Source organism: Corynebacterium auris, assembly GCF_030408575.1.
In the GTDB taxonomy this organism is placed as follows: domain Bacteria; phylum Actinomycetota; class Actinomycetes; order Mycobacteriales; family Mycobacteriaceae; genus Corynebacterium; species Corynebacterium auris.
Genome location: NZ_CP047047.1, coordinates 145333 through 170542, shown reverse-complemented (window position 1 = coordinate 170542; position 25210 = coordinate 145333). Strand labels below are relative to the sequence as shown.

The following is a 25210-nucleotide window of genomic DNA, read 5'->3' as shown; positions in this document are numbered from 1 at the left end:
AGCCCATGACTGACAAAGGCACCCTCGCCCGTCTGCGCACCCGCGCCGCGCTGACCGCCGCGCGGCTCGCCACCACCGCCTCGCGCGCCACCGGCCGGGGCGCCGGCGGGATGATCGGCGGGCTGGTCGCCGGGGCCATCGACCCCTCCATCATGGACTCGCTCGGCGGGCGGCGCCCCGCCGCGCTGGTCACCGGCACGAACGGCAAATCCACCACAACGCGAATGCTCGCGCAGGCCCTGCGCAGCAGCTACGCTGTGGCCACCAACGAGGGCGGCGACAACATGGACGCCGGCATCATCTCGGCGCTCATGGCCTCCCCTGATGCCACCCACATCGCGCTCGAGGTCGACGAGCTGCACGTGCCCCACGTCGCCAAGCGGCTTGCCCCGCAGGCTGTGGTGTTGCTCAACCTCTCGCGCGACCAGCTCGACCGAGTGGGCGAGATCAACAAGATCGAGCGCGCCCTGCGCGCCGCCGTGGAGGAGCACCCTGACATGACCGTCGTTGCTAACTGCGACGACGTGCTCATCACCTCCGTCGCCTTCGACCACCCGAACGTGGTGTGGGTCTCCGCGGGCGCGGGGTGGGTGGGCGACTCCGTGACCAATCCCCGCTCCGCCGGCTACATCGTGCGCACCCCGGACGGGGAGGACTGGTACGCCACCGAAAAGCTTCCCGACGGCCGCGAGTTCCGCCGCCCCACCCCCACCTACGCGGTCACCGACACGCACCTGGTCACCCCGCAGGGCGAGGTCGAGCTGAACCTCACCCTGCCGGGCCGCGCCAACCGGGGCAACGCCGCGCAGGCGATCGCCGCCGCCGTGGAGGCCTTCGACGTGCCCCTGGACAAAGCCGTCGCGGCCGCGGAAAGCGTGGACAACGTCGCCGGGCGCTACTCCACGGTGCACCTGAGCGAGCACGACATCCACCTGCTTTTGGCCAAGAACCCGGCCGGGTGGCAGGAAGCGCTGTCCATGGTCGACCGCGACGCGGACGGCCTGGTCATCGCCGTCAACGGCCAGGTCGCCGACGGTGAAGACCTGTCCTGGCTGTGGGACGTGAAGTTCGAGGACTTCTCCGGCATCTCCGTCAAGGCCGCCGGCGAGCGCGGCACCGACCTCGCGGTGCGCCTGCTTTACGCCGACATCGACCACGAGCTCATCCACGACCCCGTCGCCGCCATCCGCGCCTGCCCACCCGGGCGCGTCGAGGTGCTGGCCAACTACACGGCCTTCCGCGACCTGAAGAAGGCCCTGAGCAAGGAGGAGGACTACCGTGCCTAAGACCCTTCGCATCGGACTTGTCCTGCCGGACGTGCTGGGCACCTACGGCGACGACGGCAACGCACTTGTCCTGCGCCAGCGCGCGCGCATGCGCGGCATCGGCGCCGAAATAGAGCACTTTCTGCTCAGCGACGACATCCCCGCCGACTGCGACGTCTACACCATCGGCGGCGGCGAGGACTCCGCCCAGGTCATTGCCGCGGCCCGCCTTGCCGCGGTCCCCGGCCTCCAGGCCGCGGCCGCGGACGGCAGGCCCATCTTCGCCGTGTGCGCCGGCATGCAGGTCCTCGGCCGCACCTTCACCGCCCACGGCCAGACGGTCGAGGGCATCGGGCTTATCGACGCCACCACATCCGCCATGGACACCCGCGCCATCGGCGAAGTGTCCTCCCTGCCCACCCGCGCCGGCATCACCTCCGAGCTCACCGAGCCTTTGACCGGCTTTGAAAACCACCTGGGTGGCACCGTCCTCGGCCCCGAAGCCCACGCCCTGGGCAAGGTCAGCCACGGCGTAGGTAACACCTCCGAGGCCTCCGTGGAGGGCGTCGTCCAGGGCAGCGTCGTGGCCACCTACATGCACGGCCCCGCGCTTGCGCGCAACCCGCAGCTAGCCGACCTGCTGTTGGCCAACGCCCTGGACATGCGGCTGGAGGACCTCGAGCCGCTCGAGCTCACGCTGATCGACAGGCTACGCATGGAGCGCCTGCGCTAACCGCGCCTGTGGTGGGGGTTGCCCCGGGGGTCGCGTGCGTTGGGGTCGACCGTGGTCGACCCCAGCGAAAACCCGCACACAAAACCCCAGGTCACGCAACACCCAAAAACGCTGCGGTCGACCGTGGTCGACCCCAGCGACAGCCCAAACCCCTCCTACATCTTCAGCCGCCCACTCAACGCGCGCGACAGGGTGAGCTCGTCCACGAATTCGAGGTCGCCCCCGAGCGGCATCCCGGAGGCGAGCCGCGACACGGTCAGGTCCGGGAAGTCCTTGAGCAGGCGCGCCAGGTAGGAGGCCGTAGCTTCGCCCTCAGTGTCGGGGTCGGTGGCGAGGATGACCTCCTCGATGGTCGGGGCGTCCTGGCCCGCCACGTCGTCGAGGACCCCGCCGATGCGCTGCAAAAGCGGGGCGATCGCCAGATCGCGCGGGCCGACGTTGGCCAGGGGGTCCAGCGCCCCGCCGAGCACGTGGTAGCGCCCGCGGTATTCGCCGGTGCGCTCGATGACCTGGATGTCTTTGGCGTCTTCAACGACGCACACGAGGCCGCGGTCTCGGCCGGAGTCCGCGCAGATGCGGCAGATGTCCTCGCGCGAGACGTTGTTGCAGATCCGGCAGAAGGTCACGCCGTCGCGCACCGCGGTCAGGGCAGCAGTGAGCCTATCGACGTCCTCGGGGTCCGTTGCGAGCAAATGGAAGGCGATCCGTTGGGCGCTTTTGGGGCCGACCCCGGGCAGCCTGGACAGCTCGTCGATGAGGTCCTGCAGCGGTCCTTCGAACATTCGGGTGCCCTCCTTTAACGTTGAAAAAGCCCGGCCGCTTCCGGCCGGGCGGGTGCGCGTTGCGCTAGATGATGCCGCCGAAGGGGATCTCGCCGGGGCCCGGCTGCGGGGCGCCGCCCTGCTGCAGGTTGGTCAGCGGGCCGATCTTCTGCTGCGCCAGCTGGCCTGCCTTGGTGTGGGCGTCGCGGTACGCCGCGAGGATGAGGTCCTGCAGGGTCTCCACGTCCTCCGGGTCGACCGCCTCGGGCTTGATGGTCAGGTCGGTGATTTCCGCGCCGCCCGTCATGGTGACGGTGACGAGCTCGCCGCCGGCGCTGCCGGTGACGGTCGCGGCGAGGAGCTCCTCCTGCGCCTTCTGCAGTGCGGCCTGCACCTCGGCGGCCTGGCGCATCAGTTCCTGCATGTCCGGGGGCAGGTTCGGGGTGGTCATGGCAGATGGAGCCCTTTCTTTGTTGGCCGTAGACGTTCGCCGCCCATTGTAGCGGGCGCGCGGACACGCCTCAGAGCGGCTTGGCCCCCAGTTCGGCGGCGAGGAGGTCCATCGCCACGGCAGTCGCGTCTCGCCGGTCCCGCTCCCCCGCCTCCTGCGCTTGGTGCGCCATGTCGCGCTCCTCGTCCTCCCGGGTGTACTCCGGGGTGTGTTCCTCGGGCGGGGGCGGGGGGTCGTACTCGTCGTCGGCGGGCTCGGGCGGAAGCGTTATCTCCTCGGCCTCCCGGCGCGCCCGCTGGGCTGCCCTTTCACTCGCCGCGGCTGCGGCCGCCTGCCAGCCGTTGGCGGGCTCGGGGCGTTTCCGCTCGGGGGCCGGCGCAGGCTCCTCGGGCTCGGGCTCTGACTTTTCCGTCGGGTTCGAGCGCGGGTTCCACACCTGGCGCGGCTGCGCCGCGGGAACAACGCCGGCCTTGGCGGGGTCGGTGCCCACGACGCAGCGCACCTTGATGGTGGCCTCGAGGTGCTCGGAGAAGACCGCCGCGATGTCGCGGTTGTGTTCGAGGGCGTTGATCCGCTGCGCCAGCGCGCCGGTGTTGTGGCCGACCACAAGCGTGTCCTCGTCGAAACCGAGCGGCGTAGCCTCGGTGAGCATGATTTCGGCGGTCTTGTTGCGTGCGCCCACGGATTGACGCAGCGTGGTCCACTCGCGGCGCACCCTGTCGAATAGGTCGCCGGTATCCGGCTGCTGCGTGGGCTGTTCGCTTTGCTGCGGCTCGGGCGCCGTGCGCGGGGCGGGCGTGGAGGAGCTGCGCACCTCGCGGTTGGCTGCTGCGGCGGCAGCAGCGGCGGCTGCCGCCGCGCCGGTGCGCGGCTGGGTGACGGGGGCGGGGGCGTCGGGGGCGAGCTGCGGCTCGGCAGCGGGGCGCTGCGGGCCCGGCGCCTCGGCGGCAACTTCGGGGGCTGTGATGAGGTGGGCCATCATGACCTCCAGCAGCAGCCGGGGGCTGGTGGCGCCGCGCAGGGAGGACATGCGCTCGTTGACCTGGGAGGCGAGCTCCGCCAGCTCGTGGCCGCTGAAGCGCTCCGCCTGCTCGCGCAGGATCTCGGCGCGCTCGACGGGGGCGTTGACCAGCCCCTGGGAGATCGCGTCGGGAACGGTGCGCAGCACCATCAGGTCGCGCAGCCGGTCCAGCAGGTCGAGCGCGAACTTGCGCGGCTCATGGCCGGCCTCGATGATTTCATCGACGGTGCGAAACATCAGGGAGGCGTCGCGGGTGGCCAGGGCGTCCACGATGGCGTCGACAAGCGTGAGGTCCGTCACCCCAAGGAGCGGGAGAGCGGCCTGGTAGGTGAGTCCTTCGGGCCCTGCCCCCGACAGCAGCTGGTCGAGGATGGACAGGGTGTCGCGGGGCGAGCCGCCGCCGGCCCGGATGACCAGCGGGTAGACGCTGTCTTCGACGTGAGCGCCCTCCTCGGCGACGACACCCGTCAAAAGTCCGTGCATCGCCTGCGGGGTGAGCAGGCGGAACGGGTAGTTGTGGGTGCGGGAGCGGATCGTGTTCAGCATCTTCTCCGGCGCGGTGGTGGCGAAGATGAAGATGAGGTGCTCCGGCGGCTCCTCCACGATCTTGAGCAGCGCGTTGTTGCCCTCCTTGGAGATCATGTGGGCCTCGTCGATGATGAACACGCGGTAGCGCGACTCCGCCGGGGCGAAAAGGGCGCGCTCGCGCAACTCGCGCATCTCCTCAACGCCGCCGTTCGACGCCGCGTCCAGCTCCATCACATCCAGGTTGCCCGCACCGCCCGGCGCAAGCGAGACGCAGGAGGCGCACTCCCCGCACGGGGTGGAGGTGGGCCCGTGGACGCAGTTGAGCGAGCGCGCCAGGATGCGCGCCGAGGAAGTCTTACCGCACCCGCGCGGGCCCGAAAACAGGTACGCGTGGTTGATCCGCCCGTTGTCCAGAGCGGCGGACAAAGGGCGCGTGACCTGCTCTTGGCCGATCACTTCACCGAAAGTTGCGGGGCGATACTTCCTGTACAAAGCCACGGCGACAAGCTTAGCCCATCGCCCGGACACGACTTACGGGTACATGAAGTGCGCCGCTAGCTTGCTTCTGCAGCACGGATGAGCTCTTCCACAAGCTTTGGCACCGCCGTACTGGGAGCGGGGCCGATCTCATTCCAGTTAGCTGTGCTGACGTTGCGGGACGCCGTTTCATACTCTTCCACTGGAAAATCGGCGGCGAGGTGTTTATCCGACCCCGCTTGGAGCGCTCCATGTTCGCGAAGCCCGGCGGTAAGAGCGCCGACCTCCATTTCACGCCCCCGAATATCCGCAAAATGGGCGAGTAGCCACACCTCGAAGCACCGATTCGACACTGCAAACAAGCACTTTGTGCCGCCCGTGGTGCTCTTGCGCGCTTTATTGAATCCTTGCTGAAACTGCTGCGGGCTCGAGTCATCGACGTCGACAACAAAGCAGACTCGGTCGTACGGGGCAGCCTTGTCGTTGGCCATGTTATACCTAACTTTGTCAACGATTTTTTCGGGTGAGTGCGGTTCGACAACGAGGTTCACACCGGGGATTCGAAACGTGCTTTTTAGACGTTTGAAGTAATCGAGCTCGGTAGCCTGACCTTGCACCACTATGAGGTACGACGGCTGTGTAGGACGGCTTCCCTTGGGCCTTCTCCTTTTCCGCATATGCTACTGCCCCCTTGCTTCACTTGTGCCGTACTTACGCCGCAGCGCAGCGAGGGCCTCCACGAGCTCACTGCTGCCAGGGATGGGTACGGCCCCATAGACTCCCTGGAGGTAGCGCTTCTCGACGTTATGGGCCTCGCGCACAGCAAACTCGTCAAGCGCGACAAGCTCCGAGCGGGATTCGCTCTTGGTGGCAAACCACACTTCGCCGTGGTGGAGGGCGGCCTGTGGGTGTCGGCCGATGAGCGAGGTGTCATGCGAACCGAAAAGTAGTTGGGCGCCGAGGGGGTTAAGGTCGGAATTATCGAAGTAGGAGACAAGCTCACGCACGAGCAGCGGGTGGAGTGAGGAATCGATCTCGTCGATAGCCAGCACACCGCCGACCGCCAGCGCGAACAGCGCTGGTACGGCGAGATCAAGCCACGTGCGTGTGCCCAGGGATTCGTCCGCCTCATCAAGGTAGAAACTCTGGTCGCATCCGTGATGCTCGAAGCGGAGGTACTGCAAATACTCGATAATGTCGTCCGCCTTCACCACCTCTGCGTCATGGGAGTCGCCGCCACCCTGCAACAGCTCCTGAATACGCCGCACCTCCGGAGGCACTTCGGCTTCTTCAATGCCCACGTCACGCACGCCAACATCCGCGACGCGGATGACCGTCTTCACAACTCCCAGCCAGTGGGGGTCGCGGTGGGCAAGCTCGATGAGCCATTGGTGCCTGTTGTGACGATCGTTCTCCCCCGTGATCAGGGGCAGCATCCTTCCCCACCAGTCGATGGCCGCCGCGTGTCTCCCCGGATTTTTAACCGTGGCCCACGCGGAAAATACGAGCGACCAGCTGCGCAGAAACTGCTCAATGTTTTCCTTCGCGGCTTGGTGCAGGCCCGCGCGCTGGCCGAAGGTAATCTCGTTGCGCTCGCGGTTGAAGATGCTGCTGAACCTTCCCCGTTCGTTGGCGTCAAGGCTCTCCGAGACAACTCCGCCGTTGTCCACGACCAGGATCCAGCGGTACCTGACATCATTGGCCACGTACTCGACATCGAATCGGGTCGGGCTCGCCTGCTGCAGCATGTGGGGATCACGCAACCGCCGTACGTGAGCTTCGCTGGTGAGCGAATGGATGATGGCGGTGCGCAGCAGGGACAGCGGCAGGAGGATGTTCGATTTTCCAGACGCGTTAGGGCCGAAGATGCCCGCCCTGCGCCAGGTGTTCTCAGTCCAGGATTCGCCTTTGCGGGGACGCAGCGTCTTAAAGCTGCGGCGCTGCATGTCGAGGACAGCCTCCTTGCCGAAAGAGCGGTAATTCTCGACCGCCAGAGAGAGCAACATGGCTCGATGGTACATTTCGCGCGGAGATCCTGCACAAGAAGTGCAAAATGCGCTCGTAAAATTACTCCTCGCGATACCAGTCCCCCACCCGCACGCCGCGGCGGCGCAGGCGGCGCTCCAGCACGGCCGCGCCCTGGGCGGCGGCAATCTGGCGCTCCTCCTCCGTCAGGGCCACGAGCTCGAGCAGCAGCGTGAGCTGGCCCGGCTCGGTGTAGGTGGGGGTGCCGCGCTCGAAAAGCTGGGGCTCGCGCAAAAAGCCGTGGCGCACCGTCGGCTCCCCCGCCACGGCGAGGTCGTCGATGAGGCCCTCCAGCAGCACGCCGGGCTGGGCGGCAAGCCCCTTATCCACCAGCTCGCGCGCGGCGGCGGCGACGGCCCTGGCCTGCACGAACGGCGGCTGCGCGGCGGCGCACACCAGCTCGCAGCGCACCGCGGTGGACGGGTCGGAGTCGAGCGTCAGCCCGGTGTCGACGCCGCTGAAGCCCACCGTCATCGCCGCCGGCCGGCCCGCGAGGGTGGCCGAGGCGGTGGGGGTGGCGTCGATAAGCGAAAGGCTGAAGCCCTCGCCGAGCGAGGCGAGCCATGCGACGGCCTCGTCGCCCGTCACTTAGGCACCAAGCTTCTCGACGCCCGCCAGCAGCACACAGGTGGCAACGCCGTCCATGGCCTCGGTGACCTCCTCGAGCGGCGGCATCGAGGGGGCAAGCCGGATGTGGCGGTCGCGCGGGTCCTTGCCGTGCGGGAACGCCGCGCCCGCCTTGGTCAGCGTGATGCCCGCCTCCTTCGCCAGCTCCCACACGCGCGTGGCGGTGCCGTCGAGAACGTCGAGCGAGATGAAGTAGCCGCCCTCCGGGGTGGTCCAGGAGGCGACGTTGTACCCGCCTAGGCGGTTTTCCAGCACCTCGATGACCGCCGCGAACTTCGGCGCGAGCGAGTCCGCGTGCTTGCGCATGAGCGCGCGCACGCCCTCCGCGTCGCGGAAGTAGGCGGCGTGGGCGAGCTGGTTGGCCTTGTTCGGGCCGATCCCGCGGATCCCGGCGATGGAGGCGTACCAGTCCAGGTTCTCCTTCGAGGAGGCGAAGAATGACACGCCGGAGCCCGCGTGCGTGATCTTGGAGGTGGAGCTCATGTACCAGAAGCGGTTCGGGTTGCCCTTCTCCGCCGCGAGCGCAACGACGTCCGGGTTGTCCGGGAACTCGTCGGTGAGCGTGTGCACGGCGTAGGCGTTGTCCCACACGACGCGGAAGTCGGGGGCTGCCGTTTCCATCGCGGCGAGGCGCTCCGTGATTTCGCGGGAGTAGTTCACACCCGTGGGGTTGCCAAAGATGGGCACCGCCCACATGCCCTTGACCTGCGGGTCCTGCGCGAGGTTCTCGATGGCGGCGATGTCCGGGCCGTCCTCGAGCACCGGCACGGAGACCATCTCGAAGCCGAACCTTTCGGTGATGGAGAAGTGGCGGTCGTAGCCCGGCACCGGGCAGATCCACTTCACCGCCTCCTCCTCGCTCCAGGGCCGCTGCGAGTCGTTGTTGCCGAAGGCGTAGGACCAGGAAATCAGGTCGAACATGATGTTCAGCGAGGAGGCATCCGCCGCGACGAGGTTGTCGGCCGACACGCCGAGCACCTCCGCCCAGATGTCGCGGATGTCGGCGATTCCGACCAGGTTGCCGTAGTTGCGCACGTCCGCGCCGGTTTTATCGCGGTAGTTCTCCCGGCCCGGCAGCTCGAGGATCTCGTTGCTGAAATCGAGCTGTACGCTCGAGGGCTTTCCGCGGGTCAGGTCGAGGTCGAGGTTCCTCGCCTTGAGGTCCTCGTAGCGGGCGCGGACGTCGGCGGCGAGCTGCTCCAGCTCATTGGGCTCAAGGTCAAGCAGGGACATGGGGCATCACTTCCGTCTGGTGGGTTGCGTGAAAAAGGTCGCCTATATAACTGTCCCATGTATGCTACCCGCCGCGCGCGCACCTTTGCGGCCCCCGCAGGGCTCGCTTTTCGACGCCCAGCCCACCGCCCTACGCGGCTACGCCGACGGTGTGCCGCTCCAGCGCGCGGGCGCATGCAGCCGGGTCATCCACCGTAAAGCGCAGCGGCTTTTCCGCCCGCGGTGCGCGAGAACGTTGGCCGGGCCGGCATGGATCGGCAGCGCGCCGTCCAGGAAGTGGACGCCGAATGTCCGGGCTTCCTGCGTGGGCGCGGACTGCAGGATTTTCACGCCGGTCACAGATTCCGCGCTGACGGTCTTGATCGGGGGCCCCAGAACGGAAACCCGCAGGCTGTCGCCGTCAACCCGGGCCCCGACGTTGAACAGGGCCAGCACGGCCACGATGAGGGCGCACACGATGAAGGCTCCGCGCTCGTTAGTGGTGAGGAAGTAGATGCACAGCGCAAGCGCCACGAGGGCGATCGCGACTCGGCTAGGGGTGTATCCGAATACTGTTGAGCGGTACGTATTTGCGGCCATGGGTCCCACCCACTTTCCTTTCGGCTTCTATCCAGGAGCGTTTGTTCCAGTGTGCTGAACAATTCCCTCGCAGTGCCGAGATCGCGCAGGCATATATTCATCGCGGGCGAAGAGCCGCCGCGCGCCGGGGAAAAATAAAGGGACCCCACGCACCTGCCAGAGCTCGCTGACCCTTGCTGCGTTCCCGCCCTGGGGGAGTTCACAAGATAAGCACCGCGTGGGATCCTGCCCCACACTCTAGCGGCTCGCCGGAGGGCACACAAAAAGCTCGCCGGCTAACGGGCGGAGCAGCGATTTTGTTTCCGCTCGGCGTGTGCAGTAGAGTAATCCCCCGACGCCAACGGCGTTTCTCATGGAGGATTCGACTAGCGGCCTATGTCACACGCCTGGAACGCGTGCGGGTAGCAATACCCTCGTGGGTTCAAATCCCACATCCTCCGCCCCTGCCCCGCCCCGGTTTTCGCCGGGGCGGGATTGTTTGTTTTAGCGCCGGTCAGAGCAGGAAATACGTGGTCCGCTTTCCACGCCCGCCGTCCATGCCCACCAACCCGGCGTCGAGGAGCGAGTTGACGGCGTAGCGCACCTGGTTTTCGGACAGGGTCGTGGCCGAGTGCATCTCCGTGATGCTCTGCTGCCCGCCCGACTTGAGCAGCCGAATGACCTGCGGGACGTTTTTGCCCAGTTTTTCCAGCTCGGCGTCATCGGCGGTGAAAACGGCGGCGAAGGGGGCCTCGCCGGTTGTGGCGCCCTTGGGCAAAAGCCCCTTCTCGGCAAGGCCGCTCACGCTTTCCTCCAATGCCTTGTCCGCGCACCACGGAAACTTCGTGCGCAGCTGCTGCAGCGAGATGTCCTCCCCGCGGCGCGCCATGACGAGGATGTCCTCCTGCACGCGTGTGAACGGACCAGGCAGGCCATCCACCCAGTCGCGGTCCTCGCGGCTCAGCCTGGGCGCGCGGGGGAAGACAACCCGGAAGGCCGTCCCCTCGTCAACGAAGCGCGGCCTGGCCAGCCCGGCCTCGTGCACGGCCCGGAGCATGTCGACAATTCCCCCGCCCGCGGCCCCCACCAGGGGCGCACCGTCGTCTGTGCCCAGCAGGCGCGCGATACCGTACAAGCGCTGGTTGACGGGGGCTTTTGCCCGATCCGCCTCCTCCAGCTGGCGCGTGGTCAGGTTCTTCAGGCCCCCGGGGCTCGTGATGGTGAGCTCGTTGTCGCTCAGGCGAATCTCCACCTGCCTGCCGGCGTCGAGGGAGACGCCCAGGTCTCGGTGGATGAAGGCGTTGGACAGCGCCTCCCGGACGGCGGACAGCGGCAGCTCCAACTCAGCGTGCGGCTGCTCCCCGGCGCCCGGGCCGGTGTTGCTGCGCACCCACTCGAGGCTTTCTTCCACCAGTTCCGGCAGCGGGCCGACGAAGCGGGCGGGGTGATCCGCCCCGCCGGTCACGTGCGCCGTTGCCCCCAGCGCCGGAAATGCCGATTGCGGGAGGAAACCCACGGCGTAGAGCCCGGCGCGGCGAACGCTTCCGCCGCTTGCGGTGACGCTGAGCACCTCGAGAACCCGCGCGTCCTCCTCGACGCCACCGAGCCGGCGGACTCCCTGCCTGGCGCTGGCGAGGAGGGCGTCGGTCAGTGCGTCGTCAAGCGCCCCGCGTCCCAGGCCCTCTACAACGACCGCGTCTGCCGGCTGCCGCTCCGCGGTGGTGCGCTTTGCCAGCTCCATCATCCGCAGGTCGTCCGTGCTCATGGCGCAATCTTTGCCCGCCTGCCGGTTGTACGCCCTGCCCTGGTACAGCGCGGGCTTGAGCGCGTCTATGAGGGGAACCACGGTGACGACGAGCACCGTCGAGCCATCGACCACCACCGAGTGGAAAAGAAGGTGCGGCGCAGGCTCCACCGCCTTTCGGCACAAGGCGTCTACAGCTTCCTGCGCCGCGTTGCCGTCGTGAACGCCGGTGACCTCGAAGTTCGCTTCCTCATCGACCCCGAGCACGATCGTGCCCCCGCTCGGCGTATTCGCGAACGCGCACAGCGTTCGCCCCAGCGATTCGGGCAGTCCCCCCGCCACCCGCTTGCACGCAATCGGGGTGGTACTCGCCCCGAAGGCACGCAGATCCTCCAACGTTGCAGCGACCGTAGCGCTATTCCACTTTTCCGCGACCATAATGTGAATATTACAAACCGAAGTAAGGCCCTGCAATCGTTTTTCACACTTTAACGAACCGTTATCGAAGCAAGGGCGCGGGTATCCGGTCGCGCTTGTCCGCTGGACTCAACGCTGATCATCGGTACAACTTGCTTGTCGACGCCCCTCCCATGCGTTCCGGCCCTAAGGTCGACGCCGCACCACTTTGAATCAATGCCGTCGAAATCCGCACCATACCCAACCATGACCAAGGACGAACGTCGCGCCACTTCTATGAATCTGTATCTTGGCCGTCTGGATAGAGACGTAGCTCACTTAGGTTAGCCGGCTGTCCGACTAGAGGGACATCCAAATACCTTATGCCCACGTCTACTAACACGTGCCCTTCAAAAATCTACACAAGTCCTAGACAGATTCCGCTGAAACAGGGGACCTTTTCTCGACGTGAACATCAGCGCAGTGCGACTCGGATGAGCTCTTGGATTGGAGGTGCCAAAGCTACGTGACCCAGGACCCCTGCAACCGTGCCAACAACAGCAATCAGGACCGCGAGGACCAGGCCGGCCCCTGTGAAGAATGCGGAGCCTTGCGCAGCTTGGGAAGAAGTATCGAGCGATGACGACCCCGACGACCCCAGAGAAGACTGTCGCGTCGGCGCTGGGGCAATCACAATCCTCTCGCCGTTTGAGAATTCGACCACCGTATTGCCTTCCGCATCCAGGTACTGACGCTCGATGGAGAGTGACGCGCTCGGAATCGTAACAACGGTGCCGTCCGAAAACTTGAGTATTGTATTACCAGCATCGTCTTTATACTGGTCGACTATTTTCGCTGGCTCACCAGGCTCACCCTTGGGTCCCCGTTCACCAGGCTCACCCTTGGGCCCCTTGGGTATTTCGATACGCGACCCATCATTGAACTCAATGACTACGGCGTTTTCGGTTTCCTCTACCGCAGCAATCTTCCTATTAGGGGGAACTACGATCTCTTGCCCAGTCGATAGCTTTATCGTCGTTGAACCGTCTTCATTCTCGGTAACCGAAAGAATCTCGATTGTTTCGGTATCCGCGAGCGCTTCTAGCATGAGTTCTCGCGCGTCGGCCAACTCGTCGGCAGACGGGATGCTCTGCCCTGCATCAGGCAAGCAGGCTTTCAACTCTTCATACAGGTAGAAGTAGTCGAACTCCTCACTAATAGGCCTGCAGGAACGCCCGAAATGGACAGCCCGCTCATTATGCTGCAACCGAACCAGCCGGGTCCCATTCTCATGCTCAAAGACGTTCCATTCGATGTTTCCCATCATCGGATCCGACTGCGCTTGATTCAGCAGCGGATACGTCTCGTAGTTAAACAATTCACCGGGCCGAAACTTTTGGTTTGCTCCGATCTCTGGTATTGCCAAAACCGCGTTAAACGGCGTGAGAATCTCGTTGTGACTGAACAGCAGCTGCCCAATCTCGTCATTGTTCGCAGACGCGTCGATACCTGCAAAAATTTGCCGGAGAAGGGGTAGCCCATTGGCATTCGAGTGATCCTGCCCCTCGAGCCCAACACCCCGTTTATAGAATTCATCAATGGCAGTGCATTGCTGAACCGACCGATACATTTCCTCGGCTCCTGGAATCGCGGGGAACTCTCCCACTCCAGCAGCTTCGCGCTCGACAGACATCAATTCTGCGAATGCGCGCGCTTCGAAAAGGTCCCGCGCTTGCCCACCGCAGTATCCATAAAGGGAGGGTTTTCGGGAGCCGTGGAGCTGCTCAAATACCTGGTCCGCATGTGGTGCGACCTGCGCTGTCCAGTTTTCCGGTATATCCTTTACCGCCTGATAACCCGGATCAGTTCGCAGATAGGTTTGGCGACGCTGCTCCGCAGGCGATTCGGGTACATCCTGATTTTGCAGCACTTCCTTATTTTGCGCCACTACATCCGGGATTTGGGCAGCGACAAGATCACTAGATGAGAGCTGCCCCGCGAAAATCTCGGCTGTTTCTATCGAGCGCGCTTTCGTTGAAGCCTCCAACCGCATCGACGCCTCAGGCCTTGAGAGTAGCTCTTTATTCCTTGTAGCAAATCGGTTTGCGAGCTCCCGCGACTCCTGCCTGCCAAGTTCAGTTAGATCCCCGCCCCCGATCTGGTTATGAATTGCTCGGAGCTGCCGAAGGTAATTTTCGACTTCTTTCCCCAGCTCGGTTTGCGTCGCGTCGGACCACGGAGTAGATCGCCCCGCAGATTCGAGGCTGCTTATCAGCCTGTCATAGTAGCCCGTGTCGCTTGCTGTACGGGATCCATGTCGAGCAAATAGGACCGAATAGGACGGGGAAAAGTTACCAGGCTCTTCCTGCAACTCCGTTGGGAGACTCGAAGCGGCGTTAGAGTTCTCATAGGATGTATTGGACCCGGTAAAGGACGGGTCAGTTCGTGCAGAAAACTCGCCCGAGTAATCATTAGCTTGCGCCGGCGCGGCAGTTAAGTGCTGTAAAGCGATCGCGGTACCGAGAAAAATCGCAAGTGATACTTTACCCCTACCCATGCTTCTCCCATCATACAGGCAGTTTTTCTATACTCGAAGCCAAGGAATCTTGTTGGCTTTTTTCACTGTGTCCGCAGTCAGTATAAGAGCCCCCCGCTGATCTGCATCCCGAGCAGTGGTAACCGTGCAATATTTAACTTAGTATTCACCGTTTGTTGGGCGCTTCTAGAACCGGCTAAGAGCAACTATCGAGAAACGAGCGTGGCCTTTCATTGAGGGGTACTCGGTTTCGTGGAAAGCCCCGCGCTTCCCGCTTTGCCACGCTGCCCCTAAAAGCAGCGTTCCACGTGAAACCTCTAGCTGTACTTCCCCGTGACGTTGTGAACGCGTTGTGCGGGGGTGAGGCCTCCGATAGCGGTGTGGGCTCGATGGTAGTTGTACTCGTGGATAAACTCCGCGTGCGTCTGCTGTCGGGCCTTTTCGCTGGCGTATGGGCGGATGTAGGCCCATTCCTGCATCAGGATGCGGTTGAACCGTTCTACTTTGCCGTTGGTCTGTGGCCGGTACGGCTTGGTGTAGACATGCTTAATCGTGCCCAGGGCAGCGTTGAACGCCGTGGAACGGTAGCAGGCACCGTTATCCGTCATCACCCGGGTCACGTCGATGCCTTGCTCGGTGAAGAACTGGCAGGCGCGCCGCATAAACCCGGCGGCGGTGTGCTTCTTCTCGTCAGGAAGGATCTCCGAGTACACCATCCGTGAGTAGTCATCCACGGCGTGATGCAGGTAGGAATATCCCCGCCCCGCGGGCGCACCAGCCTGTCTTTGTGCGTTGCGGGCGCGACCTGCCCGGCGATCCTGTTCAGAGCCACGCCCGTGCACGCGCCAGCCGCCACCGTCGGGGATGCGGCCGAGCTTTGTGATGTCTGCATGGATCATGTCCCCGGGTTGGCTGCGTTCATAGTGCACTGGTGGTGCTGTGCGCACCGGCAGGCCGGTGGCCTGGTCGATGCAGGCTCGTTTCGGCATGTTGTAGCGTGCCAGCACTCGACCAACCGTGGAACGGGGAATTCCCAGGTGGTAGCCAATACGGTGTGGGCCCCACTGGCGGGTAAACCGCAGTGTGATGATGCGGCGCTGGGTGCGCACCGGCAGCTGGTGCGGGCACGTGCGGGGACGGTGTGACCGGTCAGTGAGCACTTCGCCACGGCGTGCCCGGCTCACCCACCTGTTGACGGTGGCTGGTCAGACCTGGAAGCGTTCAGCGACTCGGCGCTGCGTCCATCCGTGGGTGATGGCCAGCTCAACCATCCTTGCTCTGCCGGTCGGGGTCAAAGGTGCGTTACGGTGTGTCATGGAAGCCTTCCGGATCGGTGTTCGTGTGGATACCTACACCTCTACCGGAGGCTTCCCCTTTTCGTTCACACCGTTCACAACCTCCCGAGGAAGTACATCTAGCGCCACACCCACGGCTCGCGCGGCAGGCCCTTCGGCTCGAACACCTCGAGCAGCTCAGCGGCCGAACCGACGCCTTCGCACCCGATGGAGCGCACGATCTCGGCCCACGCCGCCCCCAGCCCCATCTCGCGCAGGGTCACCGCCCCGTCGCGCTTGGCCAGGCGCTGACCCAAGGCGTTGACCACCAGCGGCACGTGCACATACGCGGGCTCTACGTAGCCCAACAGGTGCGCCAGGTACGCTTGGGCGGGCGCGGAGCTGAGCAGGTCGTCGCCGCGTACTACCTGGTCCACGCCCTGCTCGCCGTCGTCGACCACGACGGCGAGGTTGTAGGCCCAGTCGCCGGCCTGGGCCTGGTTGAGGTTGCCGCCGCGGCGCAGGATCACGTCGTCGACGGGGCCCGTGACCTCGCCGTGGTAGACGTCCCGCACGGTCCACTCCCGCGCGGAGGCCCGCAGGCGCAGCGCTGGCATGCGGCCGGCTTCGGCGAGCTCGTGGCGTCGTAAAGCTCTCTGCTCCTCCGTCAGGTCCCTGCAGGTCCCGGGGTACATGCCGGGCCGGGCGTGTGGGGCGCTGGCGGCCTCGCGGATGTCGCGGCGCGTGCAGTAGCACTCGTAGACGGGCAGGCGGGCGAGGGCCTCCTCGTAGAGAGCGCCCCGCTCGGACTGGTAGACCACCGGCGGGTCGTAATCGAGCCCCAGCGAGGAAAGGTCGGTGATCTGGCGCCGGGCCGACTCCGGCGAGGAGCGCTCCGAGTCGATGTCCTCCACGCGCAGGTAGAAGTCGCGGCCGGATCGCCGGGCGAACAGCCACGCCAACACCGCGGTGCGCAGGTTGCCAAGGTGGAGGTCGCCGCTGGGCGAGGGGGCGTATCTGCCTGCTGCCATGGGCCTAGGATATTACGGGTGACTCCTACCTCAACCCGCTCCCCGTACCCCGTGCTCGTCGCGGTGTTCTGCTCGGTGTTCCTCATCTCCAACATCACGGCCCAAAAGGGCGTGGAAATCGGCCCGCTCATCACCGACGGCGCCTTCTTCCTCTTCCCCCTGTCCTACGTCATCGGCGACATCATCGCCGAGGTGTACGGCTTCCGCGCGGCCCGGCGCGCCGTGTTCACGGGCTTCGGCATCGCGGTGCTGGGCGTCGTGTCCTTCTACATCGCCATCTGGCTGCCGCCCGCCGACTTCTACGACGGGCAGGAGGCCTTCGCCGCCGTGCTCGGCCTGCTGCCGCGCATCGTGGTGGCCTCGCTGGCCGGCTACGTGGTGGGACAGCTGCTCAACGCGTGGGTGCTGCAGAAGATGAAGGAGCGCTTCGGCACCAACAATCTGTGGGCGCGGCTGCTCGGCTCCACCGTCGTCGGCGAGTTCGCGGACACGCTCATCTTCTGCGCCATCGCCGCGGGGGTGATCGGGGTTGAAACGCCCGGGCAGTTCGCCAACTACGTCCTCGTGGGCTTCGTGTGGAAGACGCTCATGGAGGTCGTGGTCATGCCCCTGACCTACGCCGCCGTCGCCTGGGTGCGCCGCGCGGAGGCTCAGGCCGCGTAGTAGCGGCCGAGGAACTCGTCGCGGAACTCGGCGTAGCGCCCGGCGTCGATGGCCGCGCGGATGTTGTCCACCAGCCGCACCATGAACTCCAGGTTGTGCAGGGTGCACAGGGTGCCTGCCAGGTATTCCTTCGCCTTGAGCAGGTGGTGGATGTAGGCGCGCGAGTAATTCTCGGAGACGTAGCCGCCGAACTCCTCGTCCACCCCCGAAAAGTCGCGGCGGAAGCGCGCCGCGGTGAGGTTCATCCGCCCGTGAAGCGTGTACACGCCGCCGCGCCGGCCCAGCCGGGTCGGTGCCACGCAGTCGAAGGTGTCGGCGCCCGCCTCGATGGCGGTGAAGATGTCGTCGGGCTCGGAGATGCCAAGAAGGTGCCGGGGCTTATCGACGGGCAACTCGTCCGTCACCCAGCCCACGATGGTGCCCAGGTTCTCCTTCTCCAGGGCACCGCCGATGCCAAAGCCGCCGAAGCCGCGCCGACCCTCGGCGCGCGCGGCCTCGTCGAGGGCGAGCAACCCGCGCGCGGCTGCGCGCCGCAGGTCCTCGTACTGCGCGCCCTGCACCACGCCCCACAGCGACTGCTTCGGCTTACCCGCGCGCAGGGCGGTTAACCGGTCGTGCTCGGCCAGGCAGCGCTCGGCCCAGCGGCGCGTGCGCTCCACGGAGTGCTCCTGGTAGGAGCGCGTGTCGGCCAGGGTGGTCAGCTCGTCGAAGGCGAACATGATGTCAGCGCCGAGCTGGTGCTGGATCTGCATGGAGATCTCGGGGGTGAAGCGGTGGGCCGAGCCGTCGATGACGCTTTTGAAATCCACGCCGTCGTCATCAACGCGAGCCATGCGGTCCTTCTTCGCCGCCCGGATGTCGGCGTCCGCCAGCCCCGCCGTGTCCATGGCCAGGACCTTCTTGAAGCCGACGCCGAGGCTCATCACCTGGAAGCCGCCGGAGTCCGTGTACGTCGGGCCCCGCCAGTTTTCGAAGGCGGCCACTCCCCCGGCCTCGTCGACGATGTCGGCCCCCGGCTGCAGGTAGAGGTGGTAGGCGTTGGAGAGGATCGCCTGGGCCCCGGTGGAGCGCACCTGCTCCGGGGTGAGCGTTTTCACCGTCGCCTTCGTGGCCACGGGGATAAAGGCGGGCGTGGCGATGTCGCCGTGCGGCGTGTGGATCACGCCGGTGCGCCCGTGCCTGCCCGGCTCGTCCGCCAGGGTGGTGCTCACTTCGAAGCTCAGGTCCTCCATTTAGACCTTCGCCTCTTCCTTCTCGTCCTTGTCCTGCTTCTGCCCGTCCGGCTCGTCCCCGTCCTGCGAGTCCCCGTCCGGGTTGTCGCTGCGGCGGTCCTCGAACTCCCGCTCCAGCTCCGTGCCCTCGACGTCCAGGTCGGGCAGGATGCGGTCGAGCCACTTCGGCATCCACCAGGTGGCGCGGCCGAGGATGTACATCGAGGCGGGCACGAGTGCCATGCGCACGAAGAAGGCGTCGAAAAGCACTGCGGCGCCGAGCGCGAAGCCGAAGATCTGGATGAACGGCAGGGGCTGGTCGATGAAGGCCACGAACACCGCGATCATGATGATCGCCGCCGCGGTGACCACGCGCGCGCCCTGGGAGAAGCCCTCGACCGTGGAGGTCTCCACCGCCGCCACCGGGTCTTTCTCGCCGCGGTTGCGGGCCTCGAGGTACTGCTCGCGGATGCGCGTGACCAAAAAGACCTGGTAGTCCATGGCGAGGCCGAAGGTGACGCCGATGAGGAAGATCGGCATGAAGGACAGGATCGGGCCCGGGGTGTCCACCAAACCGGCGAAGCCCTCCTGGAACACCGCCACCGTCACGCCGAAGGCGGCGCCGACTGAGAGCAGGAAGCCCAGGCCGGCGACCAGCGGCACCATGATCGAGCGGAAGACCACGATGAGCAGGATGATCGCCAGGCCCACCACGATGGCCAAGTAGAGCGGCATCGCCGCGGCGAGCTCGTCAGTGATGTCCATCTGCACCGCCGTCAGGCCGGTCAGGCCGACCTCCACGCCGGTCGCGTCCTCCACCTGTGCCGCCGTCTCGCGCAGCGCCTCGGCGACGCCGAGGGTGTACTCGTCCTCCGGGCCGGCGACCGGGGTGGCCACCACCATCGCAGCGGTAACGTCCTCGTTGACGTTGACCAGCTGGGCGTGGCGCACGCCGTTGACGCTGCCGACCTCGCTGACCGCGTAGAGGAAGGAGGCCAGGGAGGCCTGGGTGGCCTGCCCGCCGACGTCGTCCGGGATGACGTCCATGTAGGGCTGGATGATCTCCGCGTCCGGGTTCACCCCGTCCGCGTCGACGATGACCAGGAACTGGGCGTTGACGCCCTCACCGAAGCCCTCCGCCAGCAGGTCGGCGGACTTGCGCTGGGTGGAGTCGCTCTCTGCGGTCGTGTCGGAGGGCAGGGCCATCTCGAGGTTGAGCACCGGCAGCGCCAGGGCGCCGAGGCCAAGCACCACCACGGTCAGCACCAGCGCCGGGAAGCGGCGCACGAAGCGGGCCCAGCTGCGGCCCAGCGACTTCTCGTCCAGGTCCTTCGCCGGGCGCTTGCCCGGCCCGGGGTTGCCGGCCAGCCCGGGGATGCGCACGGCGAAGGAGCGCTCGCCCCAGGCGCCGAGGAGCGCCGGGATGAGGGTGATGGCGATGAGCACCGCGATCGCCACGGTGCCGGCAGCCGCCAGGCCCATCCACGTGAGGAACTCGATCTGGGCGAGCGAGAGCGCGACGAGCGCGGTGAACACCGTCGCACCCGCGAAGACGACCGAGGAGCCCGCCGTGCCCGCCGCCAGGCCGGCGGCCTCGGGGGCGGGCAGTGTCTTCCTCTCCTGGCGGAAGCGCGAGAGGATGAACAGGGCGTAGTCAATGCCCACGGCCAAGCCGAGCATGACGGCCAGCACCGGGGTGACGTTGTTGAGCTCCACCCACTGGGTGGCCACGAGGATCAGCAGGGCGCCGATGCCCACGCCGATCACGGCCGTAACCACGGGCATGGTGGCCGCGACCAGGGAGCCGAAGGTAATCAGCAGGACAACAAACGCCACGGCGAGGCCGATCGCCTCGCTGCCGGTGTTGATCTCGATGGGCCCGCCGAAGCCGGGCCCGCCGGCCTCGACCTGCAGACCGGCCTCGCGGCCGATATCCATCGCTTCGTCGACGACGGCGCGCTCCTCTTCGGACACCGTCATGGCGGTCTCGGCGCCGAAGTCGAAGACGGTGTAGCCGATGCGCTTGTCATCGGAAAGCATGCGCACGTTGTAGGCGTCCGCGCGCGCGGTCTCCTCCGGCACGCCCAGCGCGGTCATCTGGCCGATCAGGCCCTGCGTGACCTTCTCGTTGACCTCGACGGGGTTGCCGAAGCGAATGGTGTTCTCAATGTCGTCGAGGTTGTCCTCGATGTACGCGATCGTCTCGTCGATCGCCTGCATATTCTCCGGGCTGTCGAGGGTCTCGCCCTCCTCCGCCGCAAAGACGAGGTTGACCGTCGGCGCCGTCGCCAACTCCCCCGCTCCCGGGAAGTTTTCGTCCAGGGTGATGAGGGCGTCGATGGACGGCGTACCAGAAATGGCGAACTCTGAGGTGAACGGCTTTGCCAGCGTGGCGGCGCCCGTCCCGGCCGCGACCAGCAGCAGGAGCCAGGTGACAATCACGCGCCACTTGTGTAGGTATGACCAGCGTCCAAGCCGGAAGAGAAGTTTCGCCATAAGTTTCCAATGTTAGTTAGGGTGAATTATTGCGTTCTGCCCTATTATATAGGGAGGCACAACAAAGCCCCCGCCGTACTGGTCGGGGGCTATGTTCCGTCTGTGGCGGTAGCGGCGGGATTTGAACCCGCGGTGGTTTTACCCACACTCGCTTTCGAGGCGAGCACCTTCGGCCGCTCGGACACGCTACCGCGTATCAGACTAACGGCTGGGCGGCCGAGGAACCAAATTTACTGGTCGTCGCGGCTGTCCTGGATCTTGCCGGCGACTTCGTTCGCCTTGTCCTTGACGGCGTCACGTGCGTCGCTCAACTTGTCCTTGACATCGCCGACAAGCTGGTTGGCCTTGCCCTCGTTCTCGAGGTTCTTGTCGTCGACGACGTTACCGGCGGCTTCCTTAGCCTTGCCCTTCAGCTGGTCGCCTGCACCTTCAAGAGCCATGATAATTCTCCTTTTCTCATCGGCTTTCGCGTTAACAGATACAACGATAGTCACTTCCGTCCACCCGCAAGTAACAATTTTATCTCAGTTCGCGCAGCTCCCCGAAGAAACCTGTGATAAGCTGCGCATTTTCTTCTTCAAGAACCCCGCCGCGCACCTCGACGCGGTGGAGGTGGCGGGGATCGCGCAGGGCGTCGAAAAGCGAGCCGACGGCCCCCGTCTTGGGCTCCCACGCGCCGAAGACCAGGCTTTTTACCCGCGCCCCGAGGATCGCGCCCGCGCACATCGTGCACGGCTCCAGGGTGACCACCAGCTCGCAGCCGTCGAGGCGCCACGCCCCCAGCGCCCGCGCCGCCTCGCGGATCGCCTCGACCTCGGCGTGGGCCGTGGGGTCGCAGTTCGCTTCACGACGGTTCACCCCGCGCCCCACCACACGCCCGGACGCGTCGAAGACGAGGGCGCCCACGGGGACGTCGTCGGGCGGAGTGCTTTTGGCGAACTCAATCGCGGCCGCCATCCGCGCCTGCGCGCGCCGTGTCGGCTCGTCGGCCCGGCTCAGTCCAGGCACTGTGCGAGCTCGTCGGAAAAGCCGATCTCCTCGGCGATGCGCTCGATGGCCACGTACGGATCGTCGTCGCCGTCGAGGAGGACGCTCAAGACCTGCTCGGACAGGCCGAGGTCGGCGAAGATGTCGAAGTCTCCGTCCGCCCAGCCGTCGATGTCGTCGAGCGTTTCCGGCTCGATGTCCGGGATGTCGATTCCCGCCTCGTCGAGCACGTCCGCCGCGAAGTCATCGTCAACGGCCATCGTGGCGTCCGAGATGAGCAGGCGGGTGCGCGAGGGGCCGGGCCGGACCACAACGAAGTAGTCCTCCTCCACGTTCAGGATGGCGAAGGCCGGCCCCTCGCTACGCAGCGCCCGCACCGCCGAAACAGAGGTGGACAGCGAGGTGAAATCGTCCTCGAACTCACGCACCACCCAGCGGCCGTCGCGGGCGGCGACGGTGACGGCGAATCCGTCCTCGTAATCCTGGCTCATGCCTAGTGAGGATAGCCGGGGTGTGCAAGACTTGTCACCGTGACTGAACAGTACCCGCAACCACTCCGGCCCCTCTGCATCATCGGACTCGGCCTCATCGGCGGGTCCCTCATGCGCGACGCCGCCGCGGCCGACGCCGCAGCGTTCGGGCACACCCTCTCGCGCTCCGGCGCGCGCCAGGCCGAGCGCGACGGCTTCGACGTCTCCACAGACCTAGCCGCAACTCTCCAGCGCGCTGCGGCGGACGACGCCCTCATCGTCATCGCCACCCCCATGAACTCCGTCGCCGAGGTCCTCGACGCCATCGCCGAGCACGCCCCGGAGTGTGGCATCACCGACGTGGTCAGCGTCAAGCGCCCCGTCTACGACCTCGTTGTCGAACGCGGACTGCAGAGCCGCTACGTCGGCGGACACCCCATGGCCGGCACCGAAAACTCCGGGTGGAGCGCCTCCCAATCCGGCTTGTTTCGCCGCGCCGCCTGGGCGGTGACCTACGACTGGGCCGCCGAACTCGACGAGGCGGGCCAGCCCGTCCCCGCCGAGTGGGCCGAGCTGTTTACCCAGGTCTGCCAGCTTGCCGCGCTCGCCGGCGCCGAGGCCGTCCCCGTCTCCGGGGCGCGCCACGACGAGGCCGTCGCCCGTGTCTCGCACCTGCCCCACGTCATCGCGGAGGCCCTGTCCATCGTCGGCGACAAGGGCGACACCCTCGCGCAGTCCCTCGCCGCGGGCTCCTTCAAGGGCGCGACCCGCGTCGCCGGCACCGACCCACAGCTGGTGCGCAACATGGTGGAAACCAACGCGGCGGCGCTCGTGCCCACCATCGACGAGCTGATCGAGCTGCTCCGCAGCGCCCGCGACGGCCTCGCCACAGGGCACCCCGACATGAAGCAACTCGCCGAGTCCGGCCACCGCGCCTACACGCGCTTCAACGCCCGCTCCGGGGCGCGCCGCGAATCCGTCTCCCCGGTGCGCATCTCCTCCCGCCCCGTCATGCGGGTCCACCCCGGCTCGCCCAACTGGGTGCGCGACCTCAAGCAGATCGAGTCCTTAGGCGCCCGGATCGAGGTGTTCTAAAGCCCGACAAACTTAAAGCCCCCGAGCGACACTTCGCTCGGGGGCCAAACGTGCGCCCGGAGGGATTCGAACCCCCAACCTTCTGATCCGTAGTCAGATGCTCTATCCGTTGAGCTACGGGCGCGGTGTGGTCGTTATCTTTGCCGACAACGAAAAGAACTCTACACCGGCCCCCAACGTCTACCAAAACGCCTGCTTGATCCTAGATTTGCAGGATGGCGCGCGCGATCAGGAAGTAGATGATAAGACCCGTCGCGTCGCAGAAGGTGGAAATGAAGGGGTTCGAAAACACGGCCGGGTCCGCCCCGACCGCCTTGGCCACGATCGGCATCATCCCGCCCACCGTCGCGGAAACCGTGCAGATCATGAACAGCGTCGCCCCGATGGTCAGGCCGATCGGCGTGGTGTAGACGAGGCTTGCGATGAGAACGCCGAGCAGGCCGAGCACGGCACCGAGCATCATCCCCACGCGCAGCTCGCGCCACATGACGTGGAAGACGTCGCGCTTTCGGACGTCGTCAAGCGCGAGCGCGCGGGTGACGGTCGTGGCTGCCTGGTTGCCCGTGTTGCCGCCTGTGCCCGTGAGCAGCGGGATAAACGCGGCTAAGACGACGGCCTGCTCGAGGGTTTCCTCGAAAACGTCGAGGACCTTCACTGTCAGCGTCGCGGAGATCGCCAGCACCAGCAGCCACACCACGCGGCTGCGCACCAACTGGGTCACCGGCGTGGACAGGTACGGCTTGCCCAGCGGCTCCGAGGCGCCGACGCGGGCGGAATCCTCGGTGTCCGCGAGCTCGACGACGTCCTGCGCCTCGTCGTAGGTGAAGATGCCCACGAGCCGGTTGTCCTCGTCGACCACAGGAACCGCAAGCAGGTCCGTGGACATCAGCCAACGCGCGGCGCCCTCGTCCTCGTCGGTGGCCTGAACCGACTCCGGCTCGTACATGACCTCGCCGACCGTTTGCTCCCCGCGGGCGCGGAAGAGGCGGCGCAGGCTGACCATGCCCACGAGCTCGCGGTCGTCGTCGATGACCGGGATGGTGTAGATCGTCTCCAGCTCCTCGACGTCGGCGCGCAGCATCTCCACGACCTCGCGCACCGACATCTGCGGCGTGACGTCCGGCACGGCGGGCGACATGGTGCGCCCCACGGTGCCCTTGCCGTAGCCGAGGACGACGTTGGTCACGCGCTGGTCGTCCTCGTCGAGGTCCAGAAGCAGCCGCTCCGCGATCTGCGCCGGCAGGTTATCGAGCAGGGCGACACGGTCCTCGGCGCCCATCGAATCGAAGTAGGCGACCACCCTGTCGTCGCCAAGCGCCGACACGAGCTCCGCCTGGTGGCCGGGATCGAGCACGTCGAACACAGCCAGGGAACGGTCCGGCGGCAGCATCCGCAGCACCTTCGCCCCGTCGACCGAGGGCATTCGCTCCACCAGGTTGGTGATGTCCCGCAGCGCCATCTCATCGAGCTGGTGCTGCATCTGCGCCAGCTCTTCCGCGCTGACATCATCGCGCCGGCCCAGGCGTCGGAACTTTTTCAAGCGCATAATTAGCGTGCTCCCTCCGGGTGCCGGGCCCCGGCAGCGCGGGGCCCGGCGATAGATCGCGGTGGTCGTCTGGTGTCGGCCC

Annotated in this window: 21 protein-coding genes, 3 tRNA genes, 1 other RNA gene and 1 pseudogene; 5 read left to right on the top strand and 21 right to left on the bottom strand. The window is 66.0% G+C overall.

Features of this window, described 5'->3' with window-relative positions; genetic code table 11:
- The first annotated feature begins 5 nt into the window (after positions 1-5).
- Both CAURIS_RS00825 and CAURIS_RS00820 read left to right on the top strand, forming a co-directional pair.
- Complete coding sequence (locus tag CAURIS_RS00825; RefSeq protein WP_290342347.1) at positions 6-1286, top strand: Mur ligase family protein; 1281 nt, start codon at positions 6-8, stop codon at positions 1284-1286.
- Positions 1279-1998 (top strand): type 1 glutamine amidotransferase, encoded by a 720-nt coding sequence (locus CAURIS_RS00820; protein ID WP_290342345.1) that lies wholly within the window; start codon positions 1279-1281, stop codon positions 1996-1998. Before CAURIS_RS00825 ends, CAURIS_RS00820 begins: the two co-directional genes overlap by 8 nt.
- A gap of 155 nt (positions 1999-2153) precedes the next feature.
- Here the strand turns inward: CAURIS_RS00820 and recR are convergent, their stop codons facing one another.
- From recR to ffs, 9 genes are all read right to left on the bottom strand, one after another.
- Positions 2154-2780 carry a recombination mediator RecR gene (gene recR / locus CAURIS_RS00815; protein ID WP_290342344.1) on the bottom strand — a complete coding sequence of 209 codons (627 nt, stop codon included), beginning with the start codon at positions 2778-2780 and terminating at the stop codon, positions 2154-2156.
- A gap of 64 nt (positions 2781-2844) precedes the next feature.
- On the bottom strand, positions 2845-3210 hold the full coding sequence (locus CAURIS_RS00810; RefSeq protein WP_290342343.1) for a YbaB/EbfC family nucleoid-associated protein: 366 nt from the start codon (positions 3208-3210) through the stop codon (positions 2845-2847).
- A 70-nt stretch (positions 3211-3280) separates the two neighbouring features.
- Positions 3281-5257 (bottom strand): DNA polymerase III subunit gamma and tau, encoded by a 1977-nt coding sequence (locus tag CAURIS_RS00805; protein ID WP_290342341.1) that lies wholly within the window; start codon positions 5255-5257, stop codon positions 3281-3283.
- 56 nt (positions 5258-5313) lie between these two features.
- The gene (locus CAURIS_RS00800) at positions 5314-5913 is read right to left on the bottom strand and encodes an RloB family protein (RefSeq protein WP_290342340.1); all 600 of its coding nucleotides are present in this window, start codon (positions 5911-5913) and stop codon (positions 5314-5316) included.
- Between the two features lie 3 nt (positions 5914-5916).
- Positions 5917-7242 carry an AAA family ATPase gene (locus tag CAURIS_RS00795; RefSeq protein ID WP_290342339.1) on the bottom strand — a complete coding sequence of 442 codons (1326 nt, stop codon included), beginning with the start codon at positions 7240-7242 and terminating at the stop codon, positions 5917-5919.
- A 61-nt stretch (positions 7243-7303) separates the two neighbouring features.
- Positions 7304-7849 carry a suppressor of fused domain protein gene (locus CAURIS_RS00790; RefSeq protein ID WP_290342338.1) on the bottom strand — a complete coding sequence of 182 codons (546 nt, stop codon included), beginning with the start codon at positions 7847-7849 and terminating at the stop codon, positions 7304-7306.
- Positions 7850-9121, bottom strand: a complete 1272-nt coding sequence (locus tag CAURIS_RS00785; RefSeq protein ID WP_290342337.1) for an aspartate aminotransferase type Ic — start codon at positions 9119-9121, stop codon at positions 7850-7852.
- A 138-nt stretch (positions 9122-9259) separates the two neighbouring features.
- A complete protein-coding gene (locus CAURIS_RS00780; RefSeq protein WP_290342336.1) occupies positions 9260-9634 on the bottom strand; it encodes a hypothetical protein in 375 nt (124 codons plus the stop codon).
- 199 nt (positions 9635-9833) lie between these two features.
- Positions 9834-9930, bottom strand: an RNA gene (gene ffs, locus CAURIS_RS00775) — signal recognition particle sRNA small type.
- 124 nt (positions 9931-10054) lie between these two features.
- Between ffs and CAURIS_RS00770 the strand changes: the two genes are divergently transcribed.
- A tRNA-Ser gene (locus CAURIS_RS00770) sits at positions 10055-10140 on the top strand.
- Between the two features lie 53 nt (positions 10141-10193).
- On the opposite strand, the gene CAURIS_RS00765 is transcribed toward CAURIS_RS00770, so the two are convergent.
- The 4 genes and pseudogenes from CAURIS_RS00765 to gluQRS form a co-directional block, all read right to left on the bottom strand.
- Entirely contained in the window at positions 10194-11861 is a 1668-nt protein-coding gene (locus CAURIS_RS00765) for an RNA/DNA-binding domain-containing protein (RefSeq protein ID WP_290342334.1), read from the bottom strand.
- A gap of 433 nt (positions 11862-12294) precedes the next feature.
- The gene (locus CAURIS_RS00760; protein WP_290342333.1) at positions 12295-14376 is read right to left on the bottom strand and encodes a histidine-type phosphatase; all 2082 of its coding nucleotides are present in this window, start codon (positions 14374-14376) and stop codon (positions 12295-12297) included.
- A gap of 296 nt (positions 14377-14672) precedes the next feature.
- Positions 14673-15671: pseudogene (locus CAURIS_RS00755) on the bottom strand (IS481 family transposase).
- A 98-nt stretch (positions 15672-15769) separates the two neighbouring features.
- On the bottom strand, positions 15770-16660 hold the full coding sequence (gluQRS, locus tag CAURIS_RS00750; RefSeq protein ID WP_290342332.1) for a tRNA glutamyl-Q(34) synthetase GluQRS: 891 nt from the start codon (positions 16658-16660) through the stop codon (positions 15770-15772).
- A gap of 9 nt (positions 16661-16669) precedes the next feature.
- On the opposite strand from gluQRS, the gene CAURIS_RS00745 reads away from it, so the two are divergent.
- On the top strand, positions 16670-17323 hold the full coding sequence (locus CAURIS_RS00745; RefSeq protein ID WP_435384050.1) for a queuosine precursor transporter: 654 nt from the start codon (positions 16670-16672) through the stop codon (positions 17321-17323).
- Here CAURIS_RS00745 and tgt read toward each other — a convergent pair.
- The 6 genes from tgt to CAURIS_RS00715 form a co-directional block, all read right to left on the bottom strand.
- Positions 17311-18555, bottom strand: a complete 1245-nt coding sequence (tgt, locus tag CAURIS_RS00740; RefSeq protein ID WP_290342330.1) for a tRNA guanosine(34) transglycosylase Tgt — start codon at positions 18553-18555, stop codon at positions 17311-17313. The two genes, CAURIS_RS00745 and tgt, sit on opposite strands and share 13 nt — an antisense overlap.
- Complete coding sequence (locus CAURIS_RS00735) at positions 18556-21030, bottom strand: MMPL family transporter (protein WP_290342329.1); 2475 nt, start codon at positions 21028-21030, stop codon at positions 18556-18558.
- Between the two features lie 103 nt (positions 21031-21133).
- Positions 21134-21221, bottom strand: a tRNA-Ser gene (locus CAURIS_RS00730).
- Between the two features lie 39 nt (positions 21222-21260).
- Complete coding sequence (locus CAURIS_RS00725) at positions 21261-21470, bottom strand: CsbD family protein (RefSeq protein ID WP_290342327.1); 210 nt, start codon at positions 21468-21470, stop codon at positions 21261-21263.
- A 79-nt stretch (positions 21471-21549) separates the two neighbouring features.
- Positions 21550-21987: a nucleoside deaminase gene (locus CAURIS_RS00720; protein ID WP_290343399.1), complete on the bottom strand. Its 438-nt coding sequence runs from the start codon at positions 21985-21987 to the stop codon at positions 21550-21552.
- 38 nt (positions 21988-22025) lie between these two features.
- Positions 22026-22508 carry a tRNA adenosine deaminase-associated protein gene (locus tag CAURIS_RS00715; protein ID WP_290342326.1) on the bottom strand — a complete coding sequence of 161 codons (483 nt, stop codon included), beginning with the start codon at positions 22506-22508 and terminating at the stop codon, positions 22026-22028.
- Positions 22509-22619: 111 nt separating this feature from the next.
- On the opposite strand from CAURIS_RS00715, the gene CAURIS_RS00710 reads away from it, so the two are divergent.
- A complete protein-coding gene (locus CAURIS_RS00710; protein WP_290343398.1) occupies positions 22620-23582 on the top strand; it encodes a prephenate dehydrogenase in 963 nt (320 codons plus the stop codon).
- Positions 23583-23633: 51 nt separating this feature from the next.
- Here the strand turns inward: CAURIS_RS00710 and CAURIS_RS00705 are convergent.
- Both CAURIS_RS00705 and mgtE read right to left on the bottom strand, forming a co-directional pair.
- A tRNA-Arg gene (locus tag CAURIS_RS00705) sits at positions 23634-23706 on the bottom strand.
- Positions 23707-23784: 78 nt separating this feature from the next.
- Entirely contained in the window at positions 23785-25128 is a 1344-nt protein-coding gene (gene mgtE / locus CAURIS_RS00700) for a magnesium transporter (RefSeq protein ID WP_290342325.1), read from the bottom strand.
- Positions 25129-25210: the final 82 nt, after the last annotated feature.